This window comes from Stenotrophomonas sp. CFBP 13725, from assembly GCF_014841935.1.
Lineage (GTDB): Bacteria > Pseudomonadota > Gammaproteobacteria > Xanthomonadales > Xanthomonadaceae > Stenotrophomonas.
Window position 1 is genome coordinate 426,569 of sequence record NZ_JACYUV010000004.1, and the last position, 20,872, is coordinate 447,440.

Below are 20,872 nucleotides of genomic sequence, written 5' to 3' on the forward strand. Positions count from 1 at the left end.
GTGCGCCGTTTCAATCTTTCCGAATGGGCTTTGGCCAACCGCCCGCTTGTGTTGTTCGCCATGCTGGCCTTCGCCCTGATCGGGGTGTGGTCCTACAAGCATCTGGGTCAGTCCGAAGATCCGCCCTTCACGTTCAAGGCGATGGTGGTGCGCACGCTGTGGCCCGGTGCCACGGCCGAGCAGGTGTCGCGGCAGGTGACCGAGCCGATCGAAAAAGCGCTGATGAACACCGGCGAGTTCGAGTTCATCCGCTCGTATTCGCGCCCCGGCGAATCGCAGGTGATCTTCATGGCCCGCGACGACCTGCGCTCCAAGCAGATCCCAGACCTGTGGTACCAGGTACGCAAGCGCGTGGGCGACATCCAGGCCACGCTGCCACGGGAGATCGTCGGTCCGTTCTTCAATGATGAGTTCGGCGATACCTTCGGCAACATCTACGCACTGACGGGCCAAGGCTTCGATTATGCGGTGATGCGCGACTACGCCGACCGCATCCAGCTGGAGCTGCAGCGGGTGCCGGACGTGGGCAAGGTCGACCTGGTCGGGCTGCAGGATGAAAAGGTCTGGATCGAGCTGTCCAACGCCAAGCTGGCCACGCTGGGTGTGTCGATGCAGCAGGTGCAGCAGGCGCTGGCCGACCAGAACGCGATCACCGGCACCAGCTTCTTCGAAACCGCCACCGACCGCGTGCAGCTGCGGGTGAGCGGGCAGTTCGACAGCATCGAGGCGATACGCGCGTTCCCGATCCGTGCCGGTGAACGTACCGTGCGCCTGGGCGACCTCGCCGAGGTGAAGCGGGGCTTCGCCGATCCGGCATCGCCGAAGATGCGCTTCATGGGCGCCGATGCGATCGGTCTGGCGGTGGCGATGAAGGACGGCGGTGACATCCTCGCCCTCGGTGCGCATCTGGATGCGGAGTTCGAACGACTGCAGAAGACCCTGCCGGCGGGCATGCAGCTGCGCAAGGTGTCCGACCAGCCCAAGGCGGTGGAAGAGTCGGTGGGTGAGTTCGTGCAGGTGCTGACCGAAGCGGTGGTGATCGTGCTGCTGGTCAGTTTCTTCTCGCTGGGCCTGCGCACCGGGCTGGTGGTAGGCGTGACCATTCCACTGGTGCTGGCGATGACCTTCTTCGTCATGCATTACTTCGGCATCGGCCTGCACAAGATTTCGCTGGGTGCGCTGGTGCTGGCGCTCGGCCTGCTGGTGGACGATGCGATCATCGCGGTGGAGATGATGGCCACCAAGATGGAGCAGGGCTACGATCGCCTGCGTGCGGCCAGCTTTGCGTGGGAGTCCACCGCCTTCCCGATGCTGACCGGGACGCTGATCACCGCGGCCGGCTTCCTGCCGATCGCGACGGCGGCCTCCAGCACCGGCGAGTACACCCGTTCGCTGTTCCAGGTGGTGACCATCGCGCTGGTGGTGTCGTGGATCGCAGCAGTGCTGTTCATTCCCTACCTCGGCGACAAGATGCTGCCGGACCTGTTCAACCGCCAGCCGCCGAAACCGGGCAGTTTCACCGCGCGCTGGCATGCACGCCGGCAGGCGTGGGCGGACCGCTGGCCGGCCGTATCGAACCTGGTCGCGCCGCCGCAGCACGGCCACGACCACGATCCCTACCAGCGGCCGTTCTATGTGCGCTTCCGTCGCTTCCTCGACGCTTGCCTGTGGCACCGCTGGTGGGTCATCGCCGCCACCGCGCTGCTGTTCGTCGGCTCGCTGGTGCTGTTCCGCTTCGTGCCGCAACAGTTCTTCCCGGATTCCACCCGGCCGGAGCTGATGGTGGACATCGAACTGGCCGAAGGCGCGTCGTTGAACGCTACCCGCGACCAGGCCATCAAGCTGGAGAAACTGCTGGCGGGTCGTGAGGGCATCCGCAACTACGTGGCCTATGTCGGCACCGGTTCACCGCGCTTCTACCTGCCGCTGGACCAGCAACTGCCGGCCACCAACTTCGCCCAGTTCGTCGTGCTGGCCAACGACACCAAAGCGCGCGAAACCACCCGGGACTGGTTGATGGACGAGGTGATTCCGCAGTTCCCGGACGTGCAGATGCGGGTGACGCGGCTGGAGAACGGTCCGCCGGTCGGGTACCCGGTGCAGTTCCGTGTGTCGGGCGAACATGTGGCCCAGGTACAAGCGCTGGCCCGCCAGGTCGAGGCAAAGGTGCGCGCCAATCCGCATACGATCAACGTCAACCTGGACTGGAGCGAGCCGAGCAAGGTGGTGCGGCTGGTGATCGATCAGGACCGCGCCCGCGCGTTGGGGGTGAGCAGTGCGCAGGTCAGCCAGTTCCTGGCCAGTTCACTGGCCGGGCAGAGCGTGAGCGTGTACCGCGAGGGCAACCGGCAGATCGAAATGCTGGTACGCGGCCCGGCCGACGAGCGTGCCCATCTGGCGCTGCTGGCCAGCCTGTCGATGCCGACCGCCAGCGGTGGCAGCATCAGTCTGTCGCAAGTGGCGACGCTGGAGCAGGGCTTCGAGGACGGCATCATCTGGCACCGCGATCGCCTGCCGACCGTGACGGTGCGCGCCGACATCGGCGATGGCATGCAGCCGCTGGACGTGGTGCAGCAGATCCTGCCCACCCTGGATGACGTGCGCAGCGAGCTGCCCAGTGGGTACCTGCTGGAAACCGGCGGTACGGTGGAAGATTCGGCACGCGGCCAGGACTCGATCAAGGCCGGCATGCCGTTGTTCCTGGTAGTGGTGGCGACGTTGCTGATGCTGCAGTTGCGGAGCTTTTCCCGCGCGGCGATGGTGCTGGTCACCGCACCGCTGGGCATCATCGGCGCGACGTTGTTCCTGTTGATCTTCCGGGTGCCGTTCGGGTTCGTCGCGCTGCTCGGTACGATCGCACTGGCGGGCATGATCATGCGCAACTCGGTGATCCTGATCGACCAGATCCAGCAGGACATCGACGCCGGGCATGACCGCTGGGATGCGATCCTGGACGCGACGGTACGCCGTTTCCGGCCGATCGTGCTGACCGCGCTGGCGGCGGTGCTGGCGATGATTCCGCTGTCACGCAGCGCGTTCTACGGATCGATGGCGATTTCGATCATGGGCGGACTGATCGTCGGCACGGTGCTGACGCTGGTGTTCCTGCCGGCGTTGTACGCGGCGTGGTTCCGGGTGCGGAAGGAAGACGGTCGAACGGGCTGAGCCCCCTCGCGGTTGGCTACGTTCAGTTGCATCTGCGGGTGGGCCGGGTGGTGGGGCTGGGCGGGGGACGGCAAAAACTGCGTCCATGCGTGCCTCGTTTCGTGCCATCCATGGCACGGGTCCACGTCATCGCATTCGCGCTGCCGCTCCCACGCTTTGCTGCGCAAACCGTGGGCCCCGTCTCACCATCACCCACACCCCGCCGCTTCGCGGCCGCCCCTGACTCAGGGGCTCCCCCCACCAGACGATTTACTGTCACCGGTAACGCCGACCCATGGTCGGCGAGCGCAACGGGCCGTTGGCGGGAACATTCCGCCGAGCACGGCTCGGCGCTACCGATGGCCGCAGGCCCGAACGTTCCGTGGCCGCCATGGACCTGTCAATGGTGGGGTGGGGTGGGGTGGGGTGGCGGGGGCGTTGAGCGCCATGGATGGCGCGAAACGAGGCCCGCATGGATGCAGCTCTTGCCGTCCCCCGCCAACCCACCCCGCCCCACCAACCCACGACCCTGCAGACGTTGACGTTGACGTTGACGTTGACGTTGCAGTTGCAGTTGCACTTGCAGTTGCAGTTGCACTTGCAGTTGCCTCTGCGGGTGCCGGGCGCAGCCCGGCAACCCCCTCAGCCCTGCAGTCGTGCGACCACCGCCGCCGTAGCCTGCTGCGTCGACACCGCCGCACCGGCCGCTGCCAGGTCCGCCGTGAACACACCGGCATCCAGCGCCGCGTGCACCGCCGCTTCCACCGCAGCGGCCTCCGCGTCCAGCCCCAACGAGTGGCGCAGCAGCATCGCCGTGCTGAAGATCGTCGCGTAGGGATTGGCGATGCCCTTGCCGGCGATGTCCGGTGCCGAGCCGTGGATCGGCTCGTAGATGCCGACCGCGCCGGGTTCACCCAGCGATGCCGACGGCAGCAGGCCCAGTGAGCCGGCCAGCATCGACGCTTCGTCCGTCAGGATGTCGCCGAACATGTTCTCGGTCACGATCACGTCGTACTCGCGCGGCTTGGCCAGCAGGTGCATGGCCATCGAATCGACCAGCTGGTGCTCCAGCGACACGTCGGCGAACTCGTCGCGGCCCAGACGGGTGGCGACGTCGCGCCACAGGCGGGAGGTTTCCAGCACGTTGGCCTTGTCCACCGACGTGACCTTGCCGCGACGCTGGCGTGCCAGCTGGAACGCGCTGCGCAGCACGCGCTCGATCTCCACCACGCTGTAGCTGCACAGGTCGCTGGCCGCATCCGCGGTGCGGGTCTTCTCACCGAAATAGATGCCGCCGGTCAGCTCGCGAACCACCACGAAGTCGACGCCGCGCAGCAGCTCGGGCTTGATCGGCGAAGCGTGCAGCGCGGCTTCGTGCGTGCGTACCGGGCGCAGGTTCGCGTACAGGCCCAGCGCCCTGCGGATTGCCAACAGGCCCTGCTCGGGTCGCACGGTGGCGTTGGGATCGGACCACTTCGGGCCGCCGACGGCACCCAGCAGGATCGCGTCGGCGGCACGGCAGGCATCCAGGGTGCTGGCCGGCAGCGGCGCGCCATGGCGATCAATGGCGATGCCGCCGATGTCGTGTTCCTTGAAGCTGAAGCTGTGATGGAAACGGGTGGCAATGGCTTCCAGCACGGCGACACCGGCAGCAGCTACTTCCGGGCCGATGCCATCACCGGGCAATACGACGATCTCAGCGTGCATGTTCACTCTCGTAACGTTCAATGTCGGGGACACGGCCCAGCAGGTAGCCCAACTGGTCGACACCTTCCAGCAGACAGGTCTGCGAGAAGCCGTCCAGCGGGAACGTGTAGACGCGACCATCGGGGGTGCGGACCTCGCGCGCGGCGATGTCCAGGGTCAGGGTATCGTCCGGGCGCTGCATCAGCGCCTGCACGTCGGCCTCGTCCAGCACTACCGGCAGCAGGCCGTTCTTCAGCGCGTTGCCCCGGAAGATATCCGCGATCTCGCTGCTGATGATCGCGCGCAGGCCGAGATCGGTGAGGGCCCACGGCGCATGCTCGCGCGAGGAGCCGCAGCCGAAGTTGCGGCCGGCCAGCAGGATGCTGCGGCCTGCATTCTCTGGCTGGTTGAAGGCGAAATCCGGATTGGGCGTGCCGTCGGCGGTCCAGCGCCAGTCATTGAAGGCATTGCGGCCCAGGCCGGCACGCTCGGTCGTGGACAGGAAGCGCGCCGGGATGATCTGGTCGGTATCGATGTTGGTCTGGCGCAGCACGACGCTGGCCGAGCTCAGGGTACGGAAGCCGGGCATCACGCCACCTCCTGGGTGAACAGGTCACGGACGTCGGCAACGTGGCCGTTCACCGCCGCCCACGCGGCGGTCATCGGCGAAGCCAGCAGGGTGCGCGAGCCCGGCCCTTGGCGGCCCTCGAAATTGCGGTTGCTGGTACTCACCGCCAGTTGGCCCGGCGCGACCAGATCGCCGTTCATGGCGATGCACATCGAACAGCCTGGCTCGCGCCACTCGGCCCCGGCCGCACGCACGATCGCGTCGATGCCTTCGGCTTCGGCCTGGCGCTTGACGATCTCCGAACCGGGGACCACCAGCATGCGCACGCGGTCGGCCACGCGACGGCCCTGCAGCACGTGCGCGACTTCGCGCATGTCGCTCAGGCGGCCATTGGTGCAGGAGCCGACGAAGACCACGTCCACCGGCGTGTCTTCGAGGGTGTCACCGGCATGGAACTGCATGTAGTCCAGGCCCTTCTGCGCGGCGGCATCGTGGGCGGCGGGAATGGGTGCATCCACGGCGATGGCCGTGCCGGGATGCGTGCCCCAGGTCAACGTGGGGCGGATGTCCGCTGCATCGATCGACACCTCGGCATCGAAGCGTGCGCCTTCATCGCTGCGCAACTGCGACCAGCGCGCCACGGCGGCATCGAAATCAGCCCCCTTGGGCCCGCGCGGGGTGGCGGCGACCCAGTCGAAGGTGATCTGGTCCGGGGCCACCATGCCGGCGCGTGCACCGGCCTCGATGGACATGTTGCACAGGGTCATGCGCTGCTCCATGTCCATGGCGGCGATGGTGCTGCCGCGGAACTCCAGCACGTGGCCGGTGCCACCGTTGACGCCGATCACGCCGATGATGTGCAGGACCACGTCCTTGGCACCTACGCCGGGGGGGAGGGCGCCCTCGACGGTGATCGCCATCGTTTTGGCCTTGCGCTGCAGCAGGCACTGCGTAGCGAGCACGTGGCCGACTTCGCTGGTGCCGATGCCAAAGGCCAGCGCACCGAAGGCGCCGTGCGTGGAGGTATGGCTGTCGCCGCAGACGATGGTCATGCCGGGCTGGGTGAAGCCCTGTTCCGGCGCGATGACATGCACGATGCCGCGGCTGGCCGAGGCCATGTCGAACAGTTCAACCCCGTACTCGGCGCAGTTGCGCGCCAGCATCGCCACCTGGGCTTCGGAGGCGGCGCTGGCGTAGGGCAGGGAGCCATCGGCGCGCGCGGGCAGCGTCGGCGTGGAGTGGTCCATGGTGCCCTTGGTGAGGTCGGGCCGGCGCGGCGACAGACCGCGTTCGCGCAGCTCGGTGAATGCCTGCGGCGAGGTGACTTCGTGGATCAGGTGCAGGTCGATGTACAGCACGGCAGGTGCGCTGTCGGATTCGGGGACGACCACGTGGGTGTCCCACAGTTTGTCGTACAGGGTGCGGGGTGCGGGGGTCATGCGATGGCCTGGCAGGTTGATACGGTGGTGAACATCAAGGCAGAACGGGAAGCGGTCAAGGTCAGCGGCGACGCGCGAGCACCCGCAGGCGCACATAGTCGGCCAACGGCTGTCCGGACGCATCCCGGGGCAGTTCGCTGAGCAGTGCGGCGGCGCCCTCGCGCACGCGCGCGGCGGCGCCAGGCGGCAGGTCATCCAGGAAGGGGCTGGCGAACACGCGCAACCAGCCTTCGATGCCGGTGGGCAGGGGCGTGGGGCGCTCGATCAGTTCGGCGAACTGCACATGGAATCCATGCTGGCGCAGGCGGTCGCTGTAGGTGTCAGCGGTAGGGAAGTACCAGGCGAACGGGCTTTCGCCATGACCGTGGGCCACGCGTGCGGCCTGGATGGCACCGACGATGGTGGCCACGTTGCCCTGTCCCCCGAATTCGGCGACGAAGCGTCCGCCGGGCTTCAACGCGCGGCGCACGCCAGCCAGCACGCGGTCCGGCTCGCGCATCCAGTGCAGTGCTGCATTGCTGAACACCGCATCGAACTCTCCGTCGAATGTCAGGGCATGGCCGTCCATCACCTGCGCGTCCAGGCCACGTGCACGGGCGGCGATCACCAGCTCGGGCGATGCGTCGACGCCGGTGATCCGGGCGCCGGTCAGCGCCAGTTCGGTACTGAGCACGCCGTCCCCGCAGCCCAGGTCGAGCACGCGTTCGCCGCTGCGCGCATCGAGCAGGCGTGCCACGGCACCGCCGAGCACCGGAACGAACCCGGCATCGATGGCGTAGTCCTGCGCGTTCCAGCGCTGGCCGGCATCCACAGGTGGCGCGGCGGTGTCGAAAGCGTTCATCGAAGTGTCCTCAGGCCGTGGCGGGGTGGGGGGCTTCGTTGCTGGCCACAACGGCATCGCGCTGGCGCAGCAGTCGATTGGCGACGTCCAGCCACGCCAGGGCGGAGGCTTCGATGATGTCGCGGCTGGTGCCGGTCCCCTCGAAGACCTCATCGCCGTTGCGCACACTCAGGTTGGCCTCGCCGCGCGCGTCGGCGCCGATGCCCACGCTGTGCACCTGGTAGCTGTCCAGCTGCAGGCTGACGCCGGTGGCCGAGGACAGCGCGCCGAACAGTGCATCCACCGGCCCGTCGCCCTGGGCGGTCTCGGCCACGCGGTTGCCATCGGCGTCGGACAGTTCGACCAGGGCATTGGCACGGCTGCCGACATCGCTGATGGTCATCGAGGCCAGGCGATAGCCGGGGGCGCTGGCACCGCCCTGCATCAGCGTCTGCAGGTCCGCGTCGGTGACCACGCGCTGCTGCTCGCACAACGCCTTGAACTGCTCGAACACCAGCTTCAGCTCGTCTTCTTCCAGCCAGAAGCCCAGTGCGCGCAGACGCTGCTCGACGGCCGCGCGGCCGCTGTGGCGACCCAGCACCATCTGCGAATCCTCCCAGCCCACGTCTTCGGGCCGCATGATTTCGTAGGTGCCGCGATGACGCAGCATGCCGTGCTGGTGGATGCCCGATTCATGCGCGAACGCGTTGGCGCCGACGATGGCCTTGTTGCGCTGCACCGGCATGCCGACCAGCCGCTGCAGCAGCTGCGACGTGGATACGATGCGCTGGGTGTTGATCGCGGTGTCCTGCTCGTAGAAGGCCTGTCGCACCTTCAGCGCCATGGCGATTTCTTCCACGGCACAATTGCCGGCGCGCTCGCCGATGCCGTTCACCGTGCACTCCACCTGGCGTGCGCCACCTTCGATGGCGGCCAGCGAGTTGGCCACGGCCAGTCCCAAATCGTTGTGACAGTGGGTGCTGAACACCACGCGGTCGGCGCCGGTGACGTCGGCTACACCGGCGATGACCTGCTGGAACATCGCGCGGATCTCTTCCGGGGTGGTGAAGCCCACGGTGTCGGGCAGGTTGATGGTGGTGGCCCCGGCGGCGATGGCGACGCGTGATACCTCGATCAGGTAATCCAGTTCGGTGCGGGTTGCATCCTCGGCGGAGAACTCGACATCGTCGATGTACGAGCGCGCCAGCGCCACGTGCTTGCGCACCGACTCCAGCACCTGTTCGCGGGTCATGCGCAGCTTGTGCTCACGGTGCAGCGGGCTGGTGGACAGGAACACGTGCAGGCGCGGATGCGCCGCCGAATCCAGCGAGCGTACCGAGGTTTCGATGTCAGCGGCCAGGCAGCGCGACAGCACGGCCAGGATGGGGCGTTGCACATCACGGCCGATCATCGTCATTGCTTCGCGGTCGGACTGCGAACTGGCCGGGAAGCCGGTTTCGATCACATCCACGCCCAGCTCGTCCAGCGCGCGCGCCATCACCAGCTTCTGCTGCGGGCTCATGCTGCAGCCCGGGGACTGTTCACCGTCGCGCAGGGTGGTATCGAAGATGCGGATGCGCGGCGGGGTAATTCGTTCGATGGTCGGCGTGTTCATGGGGAGGTCTCCTCGACAACGGGCAGTGCGGCGTTCAAATGGGAAGGGGAAGCAGCAGGTTTCAAAGGGGGAAGGGCGACGGCCATGGCAGGCGCTCGCAGGGTTTCAGGGCGACGGCGGCGCGGCTTGCGCGGCGCGCGTGGGCGCACGTCGGTCAGCAGGCCGGCCAGCACGGAGGCATCGATGTTGCCGCCGGAGACGACGGCAAATTTGCGTCGGCCGGCGACGCGGCGGCCAGCAGCCAGCGCGAGCGCACCGGCGCCTTCGGCGATCAGGTTCTCTTCCAGGGCCAGCCGCACCAAGGTCTCGCGCAGTTCGGCTTCGCGCACGATCACCACGTCGTCCAGCAGGGAGGCACACAGGCGGCGGGTCAGGAAGCCGGGGATCTTCACCCGCACGCCGTCAGCCAGTGACGCAACGGGTGCGATGGGGCGGATGTCACCGCGCATGGCGCGGGCCATCGAATCGACGCCCTCGACCTGTGCGCCGACGATGCGCACGCCCTGCGACTTCAGTGCCAGTGCGACGCCGGAGGCCAGGCCGCCGCCGCCAATGGGGACGATCACCACATCCGGTGCATAGGGGGCCAGTTCAATGCCGACCGTGCCCTGACCGGCGATGACATCGGCGTCGTCGAACGCAGACAGGAAGCGATAGTCGTGCTGCTTGGCCAGCTCCACGGCGAACGCCCACGCGTCGTCGTAGCTGTCGCCGTGCTGGCGGACGGTGGCGCCCCAATGGGCCACGCCCGCGATCTTGTTGGCCGGTGCGCCATGGGGCATCACGGTGATCGCCTGTACGCCCAGCCGGTGAGCGGCCCACGCCACGCCTTGGGCATGGTTGCCGGCCGACGCGCAGATCACCGGCCGTGCGTCGCCGCGCTCGCGCCCGGCCAGCAGCGCGTTCAGTGCGCCGCGCACCTTGTAGGAACCGGTGCGCTGCAGGTTCTCCAGCTTCAGCCAGGTGCCGAAGCGTTCTGCATGGTGCAGCGGCGTCGGCGGCAGGAAGCGGCGCAGGCGGGCCTGCGCGGCCAGCACGTCGGCGACGGTTACATCGCCTACGTCGGGCTCGCTGGCAGCGCGGTCAGGGGCGGGCATGACGATCCACGCGCGGCGCGAACGGTGACGGCGGCGGGCGGCGAAGAAGACGCCCCCGTGCCAGCACCCCATTGGAGGTGCGGGCGTTCATGCGGCGACTCCCAGTGCGGTGACCTGCACCGATACGCAGTCGTAGATCTTTTCGATCTGGCGGCACAGCGTCTCCGGGGGGCGCGTACCGTCCACCACCAACTGCAGGTGCCAGCGGCCCTGGTCCTGCGCATCGGGGGCGCCATGGATGGCGCGCGGTGCGAAGCCACGGCGCTCGGCCATGCCGATCACCCGCAGCAGGGCACCTTCGGCCGGGTGCAGCACCAGATCAAGCCGGTATTGCATTGGGGGTCTCCTGGCTGACATGGGCGGGGTTGGATTCCAGCATCGTGCTGTTGGCGGTGTTCGGTGGCACCAGTGGCCAGACATTCGCGCGCGCATCAATGCCGACATGCAGCAGCGCCGGGCCCGGCTCGGCGAGCAGCGCGGCCAGGCCGCCTTCGACATCGTCACGCGCATCGATGCGTGTGGCGGCAATGCCGAACACCTTGGCCAAGGCGACGAAATCGGGATTGTCGGACAGGTCGATCTCGCTGTAGCGCTCGGCGAAGAACAGTTCCTGCCACTGCCGGACCATGCCCAGCGAGCTGTTGTCCAGCAGCACGATCTTCACCGGCAGGCGGCAGCGGGCGATGGTGGTCAGCTCCTGGACGTTCATCATGAAGCTGCCGTCACCGGACACCAGCACCACGGTGCGGTCGGGGCAGGCGAACTGCGCGCCCATTGCCGCCGGCAGGCCGAAGCCCATCGTGCCCAGGGCGCCGCTGGTCAGGTGGTTGCGCGGATGGTTGAAGCGGCAATGCTGGGCGACCCACATCTGGTGCTGGCCGACATCGCAGGCGATCACTGCATCGGCCGGCGCCAGTTCACTCAGCCGCTTCAGCAGCGCCGGAGCGTAGATGTGCTTGCCAGGGGCGTCGTAGCGCGCGATGAACTTCTCGCGGTTCTGCGCGCAGCGCGCGCGCCATGCGGCGTGGTTGGCCAGCGGCGCCGGGAAGGCCGCGTGCAGGGCACGGATTGCATGGGCCACGTTGCCGGGCACGGCGATGTCAGCCGTGCGCAGCTTCGAGATTTCATAGGCGTCCGCGTCGATGTGCACGACCCGGGCGAACGGTGCGAACTCCCCCAGCTTGCCGGTGGCGCGGTCATCGAAACGTGCGCCCAGCACCAGCAGCAGATCGGCTTCCTGGGTGGCCATGTTGGCCGCCCGGGTACCGTGCATGCCCAGCATGCCCAGCGACTGTGGATGGCCGGCGGGCAGGGCGCCCAGGCCGCGCAGGGTCAGCACGGCAGGGATGCCGCTGGCCTCGGCGAAATCGCGCAGGGCCTGCACCGCATCACCCAGGGCGATGCCGCCGCCGGCATAGATCACCGGCTTTTCCGCCGCGGCGATCGCGGCAATGGCGTCGGCGATGGCCTGCTCGGCGGGAGCCGGCGGCGGCTCCACGGCGGCCGGCACGTGCGCCGGCAGATGGCTGGCGTCGGCGACCTGCACATCCTTGGGCAGGTCGATCAGCACCGGCCCGGGGCGACCCTCACGGGCGATGCGGAAGGCATCGGCGACCACGCGCGGCAGATCATCGACGCTGCGGACCAGCCAGCTGTGCTTGACGATCGGCAGGGTCAGCCCGAACACGTCCAGTTCCTGGAATGCGTCGGTGCCCAGCAGCGGCGTGGCGACCTGGCCGGTGATGCAGACCATCGGGACCGAATCCAGCATCGCATCGGCGATGCCGGTGATCAGGTTGGACGCACCCGGTCCGGAGGTGGCGATGCACACCCCGACGCGGCCGCTGGCACGGGCGAAGCCATTGGCAGCCAGCGCAGCGCCCTGTTCGTGGCGGACCAGCACGTGTTTCAGCTGCGAATCCACCAGTGCATCGTAGAACGGCATGATGGTGCCACCGGGGTAGCCGAACAGCGTCTGCACGCCTTCGGCCTCCAGGGCCTGGGTCAGCCAGCGCGCGCCGTTGGGCGGCGCGCTGCGTGGTGCGGGGTTGTTCATGGGAAACCTTGCAGAGCGGGTGGGGGAGGGCCGCGCGGGTTACGCGGCCTGACCTTGCAACCAGACCATCTTGGCGCGCAGTTCCTTGCCTACCTTTTCGATGGGGTGATCCAGGTCGGCCTGCTTGAACTTGTTGTAGTTCGGCAGGCCCGCTTCGTACTCGGCCACCCAGTTCTTGGTGAAGGTGCCATCCTGGATGTCCTTCAGGACTTCCTTCATGCGCTCCTTGGTGCCGGCATCGATCACCCGCGGGCCACTGACGTAGTCACCGTATTGCGCCGTCTCCGAGATGAACTCCAACATCCGCGAGATACCGCCTTCGTAGAACAGGTCGACGATCAGCTTCAGCTCGTGCAGCACCTCGTAGTACGCGATCTCCGGCTGGTAGCCGGCTTCCACCAGCGTCTCGAATCCTGCCTGCACCAACGCCGAGGCACCGCCGCACAGCACGGCCTGCTCGCCGAACAGATCCGTCTCGGTCTCTTCCTTGAACGTGGTCTGGATCAGATTGGCGCGTGCGCCACCCAGGCCGGTGGCATAGGCCAACGCATGCGCGGCGGCGTTACCGCTGCGGTCCTGGTGGACGGCCCAGATGCACGGTACGCCGCGGCCGATCTCGTATTCGCGACGGACCAACGCACCCGGTCCCTTGGGCGCGACCAGCACCACGTCCAGGTCATCGCGTGGGGTGATCATGTCGAAATGCACGTTCAGGCCATGCGCGAACAGCAGTACCGCGCCCTGTTTCATGTTCGGCGCCAGCACGTCCTCGTAGAGTTTCTTCTGCACCATGTCCGGGGTCAGCACGGCGACCAGGTCAGCGTCCTTGACGGCCTCCGCCGGTGCCTTGACGGTGAAGCCATCGGCCTGTGCCTTTACTTCGGTCGGACCGCCGGGGCGCAGGCCCACCACCACGTCGAAGCCGGATTCGCGCAGGTTCAGCGCATGCGCGCGGCCCTGGCTGCCGTAGCCGACGACAGCGATCTTGGTCTGGGGCAGGTCGTTGGTGCTCATCGTGGTGGTTCCTTGCAGAGGTGTTGGGTAAGGAGGGAGGGTGTTGCCATGTTCTGAAACGAAAAAACCCGCGCCGGGACCGGTGCGGGTTTTGATCGAGTACCTGTGTGTCTGTTGCTTACACGCTGGCTCGTCCCGCTCCGGTGGGCTGGCTAATAAGTACGAGTACGAGGAGCGAACGCAGCGAGGCGGCGCCGGTGATGGCGGGCTCGGAGTTCGTCGGCGGTGGCGTGTGGCGCTGCAACATGGGTTCGAGGAAAACATGCGCGACGGGGTCTGTCAACCCTTCGCGGAACACGCGGATTGGTTACCCGTGCATCCATGCGAAACCCTTGTCGGGCCTGCATTGTTGCGCCTGAAACGACCTGTGAGCCATGGTCTCGCAAACGTCGATCGCGTCATCCGCGCGATATCCCCAGCGCCCACCTTCCCAGGGTGACCTATGCCGCATAGGCAGCAGCGCGCAGACGCGCGACTATCGATCATCTTCCTCATGGATGCCCCCGACGTGACCCGACGAATTGCCCGCGGCCTGCTCGCCGCCGCCCTGCTCGCTGCCTTGCCGACACTGTCGTTGGCGGCTGATCGCATTACCGGCCAGGGGTTTGCCACCCGCTCGGAGGTGATCGCCCCGCACGCGATGGCCGCCACCTCGCAGCCGCTTGCGACGCAGATTGCGTTGGATGTGATGAAGAACGGCGGCAGCGCCGTCGATGCGGCCATTGCGGCCAATGCCGCGCTGGGCCTGATGGAGCCCACCGGCAATGGGGTAGGCGGTGATCTGTTTGCGATCGTGTGGGATCCGAAAACGCAGAAACTGCATGGTTACAACGGCTCGGGGCGTTCACCCCGTTCACTCACCTTGGCGGAGTTCAAGCGCCGTGGACTGAAGGAAATTCCGGCCACGGGTCCGTTGCCGGTGTCGGTCCCGGGTGCGGTGGATGGCTGGTTCGCGCTGCACGAACGGTTCGGCCGCAAGCCGATGGCGGACAACCTGGCGCCGGCGATCCGCTACGCGCGCGAAGGCCATCCGGTCGCTGAAGTGATCGCCTACTACTGGGATCGCTCCGTGCCGCGCTTGTCCGTGTACCCGGGATTCAAGGAACAGTTCACGGTGGACGGCCATGCCCCGCGCAAGGGCGACATGTGGAAAAACCCGAACCTGGCCGACACGCTGCAGACGATCGCCGACGGCGGGCGTGATGCGTTCTACAAGGGCGACATCGCGCGCACCATCGGTACCTATTTCAAGGCCAACGGCGGCTACCTGAGCTTCGATGACATGGCCGCGCACCACGGGGAATGGATCGAGCCGGTCAGCAGCAACTATCGCGGCTTCGATGTATGGGAGCTGCCGCCCAACAGCCAGGGCATCGCCGCGCTGCAGATCCTCAACGTGCTGGAAGGCTACGATTTCTCGAAGATTCCGTTTGGCTCGCCCGAGCATGTGCACCTGTTCGTCGAAGCGAAAAAGCTGGCGTTCGCCGATCGCGCGCGCTTCTATGCCGACATGGCATTCCAGCCCGCCGCACCGGTGGCCAGGCTTATTTCCAAGGAGTACGCGGCCGAGCGACGCGCGCTGATTTCGATGGACAAGGCATTGAAGGAAGTACAGCCGGGCACGCCGAAGCAACTGGAGGAAGGCGATACGATCTATCTGACCGTCGCCGATGCGGACGGGATGATGGTCTCCCTGATCCAGTCGAATTACCGCGGAATGGGCAGCGGCATGGCCCCGCCGGGACTGGGGTTCATCCTGCAGGACCGTGGCGAGATGTTCGTGCTGCAGAAGGACCATCCCAACGGGTATGCGCCGGGTAAGCGGCCCTTCCAGACGATCATTCCGGGCTTCATCACCAAGGACGGCAAGCCGTACGCCAGTTTCGGGGTGATGGGCGGTGCGATGCAGCCGCAGGGCCATGCGCAGATCGTGATGAACCTGGTGGACTTCGGCATGAACCTGCAGGAAGCCGGCGATGCGCCGCGGATCCAGCACGAAGGGTCAACCGAGCCGACGGGCCAGGCGACGGCGATGATCGACGGGGGCGAGGTGAACTTGGAGACCGGATTTGCGTATGACACGATCCGGGCGTTGATGCGCAAGGGCCATCGGGTCGTGTTCGCAGACGGTCCGTACGGTGGCTACCAGGCGATCATGCGCGACCCCGATACCGGCGTGTATTACGGCGCGTCGGAGAGCCGCAAGGACGGGCAGGCGGCGGGTTACTGACGTCGAACGGGTGAGACCCCCTCGTGGCGGGCGGGAGAGCCACAGCTGAGCTTGGGCCGGTTGGGGGAGGCTGGTCGGGGGACGGCAAGAGCTGCATCCATGCGTGCCTCGTTTCGTGCCATCCATGGCACTCAACGCCCCCGCCCAGCCTCCCCCACCCGGCCCTGACAGATTCCGTGGCCGCCCGCCGCGTATGAAAAAAGAGAAAAGCGGTAGCGCCGACCCATGGTCGGCGAGCGCAGCGGGCCGTTGGCGGGGACATTCCGCCGAGCACGGCTCGGCGCTACCGCAGGCCTCGTTGACCCGTCGGGTGGAGGGGGCCCCTGAGTCAGGGGCGGCCGCGAGGCGGCGGGGTGTGGGTGCTGGTGAGACGGGGCCCGCGGTTTGCGAAGCAAAGCGTGGGAGCGGCAGCGCGAATGCGATGACGTGGACCCGCGCCATGGATGGCGCGAAACGAGGCCCGCAGGATGCGGCTTCTGCCGCCCCCCGCCAACCCACCCCGCCCCGCCAGCAAGCAGCACTGCACAGCAGTTGCAGTTGCACTTGCAGTGGCCGTTGCTTCAAGCGGGCCGCCGGGCTGCAAGCCCGGCACCCACCCCCACACCGATCAGTCGCGCGCTGCGGCCCGTGCAGACTCTTCGCGGGTCTCTTCCTGTGCGGCCATCTCGCGTTCGATCCAGGATTCGATCATGTGCCGCGCGCGCTGTGCCTTGCGCCGCTCACGTGTCCATTCCTGGTCCAGCACGCGGTACAGCGAGATCATCACCAGGATCATCAGCAGGGCGAAGGGCAACGCGGCGATGGTGATCATGCCCTGCAGGGCCGACAACCCACCGGCCAGCAGCAGGGCCCCGGCGATCAAGGCAATCGCCACCCCCCACGCCATCTTCCGCTTCAGCGGCGGATCACCGGCTTCGTCGGTCGACATGCTGGCCAGCACCAGCACGGCGGAATCCGCCGAGGTCACAAAGAAAATCATCAGCAGCACCAGCGCAACGCTGGCCAGTACCGTCGGCATCGGCAGGCTGTCGAACATCGTGAACAGGACGGTCTCGTAGCCGTTGCCCAATGCCGCCACCAGGTCCACGTGGCCGAACAACTGCGACCACAACGCCGTGCCACCGAAGACGGAGAACCAGACAAAGCCGAGCACGGTCGGCGCGATCACCACGCCGATGACGAACTCGCGCACGCTGCGGCCGCGGGAAATGCGCGCGATGAAAGAGCCGACGAAGGGCGCCCAGGCGATCCACCACGCCCAATAGAAGATCGTCCAGTCCGCCACCCACGTGCTGCCCGAGAACGGCGACATGCGCAGGCTCATCGTCACCAGTTGGTTGAGGTAGGAACCCAGCGTGGTGGTGAACGTATCGAAGATGAAGCCGGTCGGGCCCAGCACCAGCACCATGGCCAGCAGCAGGGCGGCCAGGCCCAGGTTGAAGTTGGACAACCACTTGATGCCGCGGTCCACGCCGCTCATGGTCGAGGCCATGTACAGCACGAAGGCGACGGCGATGATGACCATCTGGGTCGGGATGCTGGCCGGAATGCCGAACACCCGCTCCAGCCCGGCGGCGATCTGGATGGTGCCGAAGCCCAGCGTGGTCGCCACGCCGATGGCGGTCGCCACGACGGCGGCAATGTTGACGATCTGGCCGATCCAGCCACGATGGTGGTGGCCGATGATCGGTTGCAGCATGTCACTGACCAGACCGCGCCCGTTGCGGTTGAACTGGAACCACGCCATCGACAGGCCGATCAGCGCGTAAATCGCCCACGGGTGCAGGCCCCAATGGAAGAAGGAGTAACGCATCGACGCGCGTGCGGCCTCCATGCCAAGCGGCTCCAGGCCCTCCGGTGGCTTGACGAAGTGCGATACCGGCTCGGCAGCGCCCCAGAACACCAGACCGATGCCCATGCCTGCGGCAAACAGCATCGACATCCAGCTGGCGCGGGAAAAATCCGGCTCCGCGTCTTCTCCGCCGATACGCAGAGCGCCGAACCGGCCAAACGCGAGATAGAGCAGGAAGGAGAGGGTAAGGAACACGACCAGCAGGTACAGCCAGCCCGCCCCGCGCACTACTTCAGCGAGCACCGTCTGTACGACGGAATTGAAAGGGCCGGGCATCAGGCCGGCGAGCAGCACCAGTACGGCGACCAGTGCGATGGAAATTCGAAACACCATGAAGGGGCTTCTCCGTTCAGGACATGAGGGAGCGAGCAGAAGCTTGCAGCGCAATGCCAGCGAAAAGCCAGCAATGCAGACGGATTGCCAGCGGTTGGGACCAGAGGGCAGGCGCAGGAACGCGCGGGCGCAGTGTACGTGCTGCATCGTCACGGCGCTGTCAGTGTCGCTGGCGACAGCGCTTGTGTGCTGTAATGCGCGCCGAAGCGGGGGTACCGCGGCCATAGGGCTGCGGTTGAGATAGTCCCTTGGAACCTGATCCGGCTGATACCGGCGTAGGGAAGCTTCGCAATGCCGACCGTGCGTGGAGTCCGCCCTGGCGTGTCCGTGCGCGTGCGCCAGTGCGCCGCCGCTTCGTCCCTGACCTTACTGGACGATGCCCGATGAACGCACCGCATGACAGCCTGCAGCAGCAGGCACAGCAGCTCTCCGCCGCCGTAACCCGGCCCATTCCCGGATCCCGCAAGGTGCACGTCGCGGGGTCCCGCGACGATGTGCAGGTGCCCATGCGCGAAATAACGCTGGCACCCAGCCCGGCGATGTTCGGCGGCGCGGACAATGCGCCGCTGACGGTCTATGACACGTCCGGTCCCTACACCGATCCCGATGTGCGCATCGACTTGTCCCAGGGCTTGCCGGCGTTGCGGGCGGGCTGGGTGGAAGAGCGCGGCGATACGGAAGCGCTGTGCCGCGTCACCTCCGCCTTCGGTCGTTCGCGCGAGCTCGACGCGCGCCTGGATGCCGTTCGCTTCGGCTCCCGCAACCCACCGCGCCGCGCGGTCGTCGGCGCCAACGTCACCCAGATGCACTACGCACGGCGCGGCATCATCACCCCGGAGATGGAGTTCGTGGCGATCCGCGAGAACCAGCGGCTGCAGGAGGTGCGGGATGCCGGATTGCTGCAGCAGCATCGCGGGCAGGCCTTTGGTGCCTCGATTCCGCAGAGCATCACCCCGGCGTTCGTCCGCGACGAGATCGCACGCGGGCGGGCGGTGCTGCCGAACAACATCAACCATCCGGAAAGTGAGCCGATGATCATCGGCCGTAATTTCCTGACCAAGATCAACGCCAACATCGGCAACAGTGCGGTGTCTTCGGGCATCGCCGAAGAGGTGGAGAAGCTGGTCTGGGCGATCCGCTGGGGCGGCGATACGGTGATGGATCTGTCAACCGGCAAGCACATCCACGAGACCCGCGAGTGGATCATCCGCAACTCGCCGGTAGCTATTGGCACGGTGCCGATCTACCAGGCACTGGAAAAGGTCGACGGACAGGCGGAAGCACTCAGCTGGGAAATCTTCCGCGACACGCTGATCGAGCAGGCAGAGCAGGGCGTGGACTATTTCACCGTGCACGCGGGGGTACTACAGCGCCATGTGCCGCTGACCGCCAACCGGGTGACCGGGATCGTCTCGCGAGGTGGCAGCATCCTCGCCAAGTGGTGCCTGGCGCATGGCAAAGAGAACTTCCTCTACACGCACTTCGAAGAGATCTGCGAGATCATGAAAGCCTACGACGTGACGTTCTCGTTGGGTGACGGCCTGCGCCCGGGCTGTATCGCCGACGCCAACGATGCGGCGCAGTTCGCTGAACTGGACACGCTGGGCGAACTGACAAAGATCGCCTGGCAACATGATGTGCAGACGATGATCGAAGGGCCGGGCCACGTGCCGATGCACCTGATCAAGGAGAACATGGACAGGCAGTTGCAGGTGTGCGGCGAAGCGCCGTTCTACACCCTGGGGCCACTGACCACCGATATCGCTCCGGGCTATGACCACATCACCAGTGCGATCGGCGCGGCCATGATCGGCTGGTACGGCACGGCAATGCTCTGCTATGTCACGCCGAAGGAGCACCTGGGACTGCCGAACCGCGAGGACGTGCGTGACGGCATCATGGCGTACCGCATCGCCGCGCATGCCGCCGACCTGGCCAAGGGCCACCCCGGTGCCCAGGTGCGCGACAACGCCTTGAGCAAGGCGCGGTTCGAATTCCGCTGGGAGGACCAGTTCAATCTCGGCCTGGATCCAGAGAAGGCGAAGTCCTTCCATGACGAGACCCTGCCTAAGGACGCGCACAAGAGTGCCCATTTCTGTTCGATGTGCGGGCCGCTCTTCTGCTCGATGAAGATCAGCCAGGAGGTGCGTGACCAGGCTGGATGACCCCATCACGCCCTTCATGGGTATGCTGCCGCGATCGCTCCGAGAGGCCCGCCCATGCCCATTCCGCCCACCCTTCGCTGGCTGGCCATTGCCCGTCGCCACCCCTCTGCGTGGCTGCTCGGCGTGCAACTGCTCGGCGTGTTGATGTATCCGGCGATGGACGAGACAGCCGCAGGGCGTGCGGCGGTGGGCACCTTCGGCATCGCGGTGCTTGGCCTTGCCCTGTGGGTGGTGCAGCGCAGCCCGCTGGGAACCTGGCTGGCGCTGTTGCTGGCGGTGCCGTCGGTGGTGTTTTCCATCGCCGCGGTGCTGCTGGGCAATACAGGCCTGGGCACGGCGGCGCAGTTGCTGGAGAGCCTGCTGTATTTCTATACGGCAGGCGCCTTGATCGCCTACATGCTGCAGGACCATAAAGTCACGCGCGATGAACTGTTCGCCGCAGGTGCCACGTTCACTCTGTTGGCGTGGGCGTTCGCGTTCGCATTTTCCGTGTGCCAGCAGTGGTACCCCGGCAGTTTCCTGGCGGCGAGCAGCACGGATTTCCGCACGTGGATGGAGCTGCTTTATCTCAGCTTCAGTTTATTGTCCGGGGTCGGGCTGAGTGACGTGGTTCCCGTGCACCCGCAGGCGCGCGCATTGGTAATGCTGGCGCAGTTTTCCGGGGTGATGTACGTGGCATTGGTGGTATCCCGGCTGGTGGGATTGACCATGCTGCAGCACCCTCGAAAATGAATGCCAGATAAAAAAATCGCGCCCCGGAGAGCGCGAATGATGAAACTTATTATCTGAATACGTAGGCGAGAGAGTGCCGGATGTTTGACGCTGCATGTGCGGTCAACCTGCATAGGCTAGT

14 protein-coding genes and 1 riboswitch are annotated in these 20,872 nt (G+C 66.5%); of the genes, 4 read left to right on the top strand and 10 right to left on the bottom strand.

All coding sequences use genetic code 11. From position 1 onward, the window contains the following. Positions 1-3,165 carry an efflux RND transporter permease subunit gene (locus IFT65_RS09955; protein WP_192081309.1) on the top strand — a complete coding sequence of 1,055 codons (3,165 nt, stop codon included), beginning with the start codon at positions 1-3 and terminating at the stop codon, positions 3,163-3,165. A gap of 621 nt (positions 3,166-3,786) precedes the next feature. On the opposite strand, the gene leuB is transcribed toward IFT65_RS09955, so the two are convergent. The 9 genes from leuB to ilvC all read right to left on the bottom strand — a co-directional run bounded on the left by leuB (position 3,787) and on the right by ilvC (position 13,439). After that, a complete protein-coding gene (gene leuB / locus IFT65_RS09960) occupies positions 3,787-4,851 on the bottom strand; it encodes a 3-isopropylmalate dehydrogenase (RefSeq protein ID WP_188326239.1) in 1,065 nt (354 codons plus the stop codon). Next, entirely contained in the window at positions 4,841-5,419 is a 579-nt protein-coding gene (leuD, locus tag IFT65_RS09965; protein WP_192081310.1) for a 3-isopropylmalate dehydratase small subunit, read from the bottom strand. Before leuD ends, leuB begins: the two co-directional genes overlap by 11 nt. Then, entirely contained in the window at positions 5,419-6,837 is a 1,419-nt protein-coding gene (gene leuC, locus IFT65_RS09970; protein ID WP_192081311.1) for a 3-isopropylmalate dehydratase large subunit, read from the bottom strand. The genes leuD and leuC overlap by 1 nt, the downstream gene beginning before the upstream one ends. 61 nt (positions 6,838-6,898) lie before the next feature. Continuing rightward, positions 6,899-7,678, bottom strand: coding sequence for a class I SAM-dependent methyltransferase (locus IFT65_RS09975; RefSeq protein WP_192081312.1), 780 nt, complete (start codon positions 7,676-7,678; stop codon positions 6,899-6,901). A 10-nt stretch (positions 7,679-7,688) separates the two neighbouring features. Beyond that, positions 7,689-9,272 carry a 2-isopropylmalate synthase gene (locus tag IFT65_RS09980; RefSeq protein ID WP_192081313.1) on the bottom strand — a complete coding sequence of 528 codons (1,584 nt, stop codon included), beginning with the start codon at positions 9,270-9,272 and terminating at the stop codon, positions 7,689-7,691. Then, positions 9,269-10,369 (bottom strand): threonine dehydratase, encoded by a 1,101-nt coding sequence (locus tag IFT65_RS09985; protein ID WP_192081314.1) that lies wholly within the window; start codon positions 10,367-10,369, stop codon positions 9,269-9,271. The genes IFT65_RS09980 and IFT65_RS09985 overlap by 4 nt, the downstream gene beginning before the upstream one ends. A gap of 87 nt (positions 10,370-10,456) precedes the next feature. Continuing rightward, positions 10,457-10,705 (bottom strand): ACT domain-containing protein, encoded by a 249-nt coding sequence (locus IFT65_RS09990; RefSeq protein WP_188326245.1) that lies wholly within the window; start codon positions 10,703-10,705, stop codon positions 10,457-10,459. Beyond that, positions 10,689-12,425, bottom strand: a complete 1,737-nt coding sequence (ilvG, locus tag IFT65_RS09995; RefSeq protein ID WP_192081315.1) for an acetolactate synthase 2 catalytic subunit — start codon at positions 12,423-12,425, stop codon at positions 10,689-10,691. The genes IFT65_RS09990 and ilvG overlap by 17 nt, the downstream gene beginning before the upstream one ends. Positions 12,426-12,464: 39 nt before the next feature. Beyond that, positions 12,465-13,439 carry a ketol-acid reductoisomerase gene (gene ilvC / locus IFT65_RS10000; protein WP_192081316.1) on the bottom strand — a complete coding sequence of 325 codons (975 nt, stop codon included), beginning with the start codon at positions 13,437-13,439 and terminating at the stop codon, positions 12,465-12,467. A gap of 508 nt (positions 13,440-13,947) precedes the next feature. Here ilvC and ggt point away from each other — a divergent pair. Next, positions 13,948-15,669: a gamma-glutamyltransferase gene (gene ggt, locus IFT65_RS10005; RefSeq protein WP_342029536.1), complete on the top strand. Its 1,722-nt coding sequence runs from the start codon at positions 13,948-13,950 to the stop codon at positions 15,667-15,669. A gap of 607 nt (positions 15,670-16,276) precedes the next feature. On the opposite strand, the gene IFT65_RS10010 is transcribed toward ggt, so the two are convergent. Next, positions 16,277-17,854 carry a BCCT family transporter gene (locus IFT65_RS10010; protein ID WP_192081317.1) on the bottom strand — a complete coding sequence of 526 codons (1,578 nt, stop codon included), beginning with the start codon at positions 17,852-17,854 and terminating at the stop codon, positions 16,277-16,279. Positions 17,855-18,052: 198 nt separating this feature from the next. Then, a riboswitch (TPP riboswitch) is annotated at positions 18,053-18,154 on the top strand. A gap of 83 nt (positions 18,155-18,237) precedes the next feature. Here IFT65_RS10010 and thiC point away from each other — a divergent pair. Both thiC and IFT65_RS10020 read left to right on the top strand, forming a co-directional pair. Further along, positions 18,238-20,019, top strand: coding sequence for a phosphomethylpyrimidine synthase ThiC (thiC, locus tag IFT65_RS10015; RefSeq protein ID WP_192081318.1), 1,782 nt, complete (start codon positions 18,238-18,240; stop codon positions 20,017-20,019). Positions 20,020-20,073: 54 nt separating this feature from the next. Next, positions 20,074-20,751, top strand: coding sequence for an ion channel (locus IFT65_RS10020; protein ID WP_188326249.1), 678 nt, complete (start codon positions 20,074-20,076; stop codon positions 20,749-20,751). The last annotated feature ends 121 nt before the right edge of the window (positions 20,752-20,872 follow it).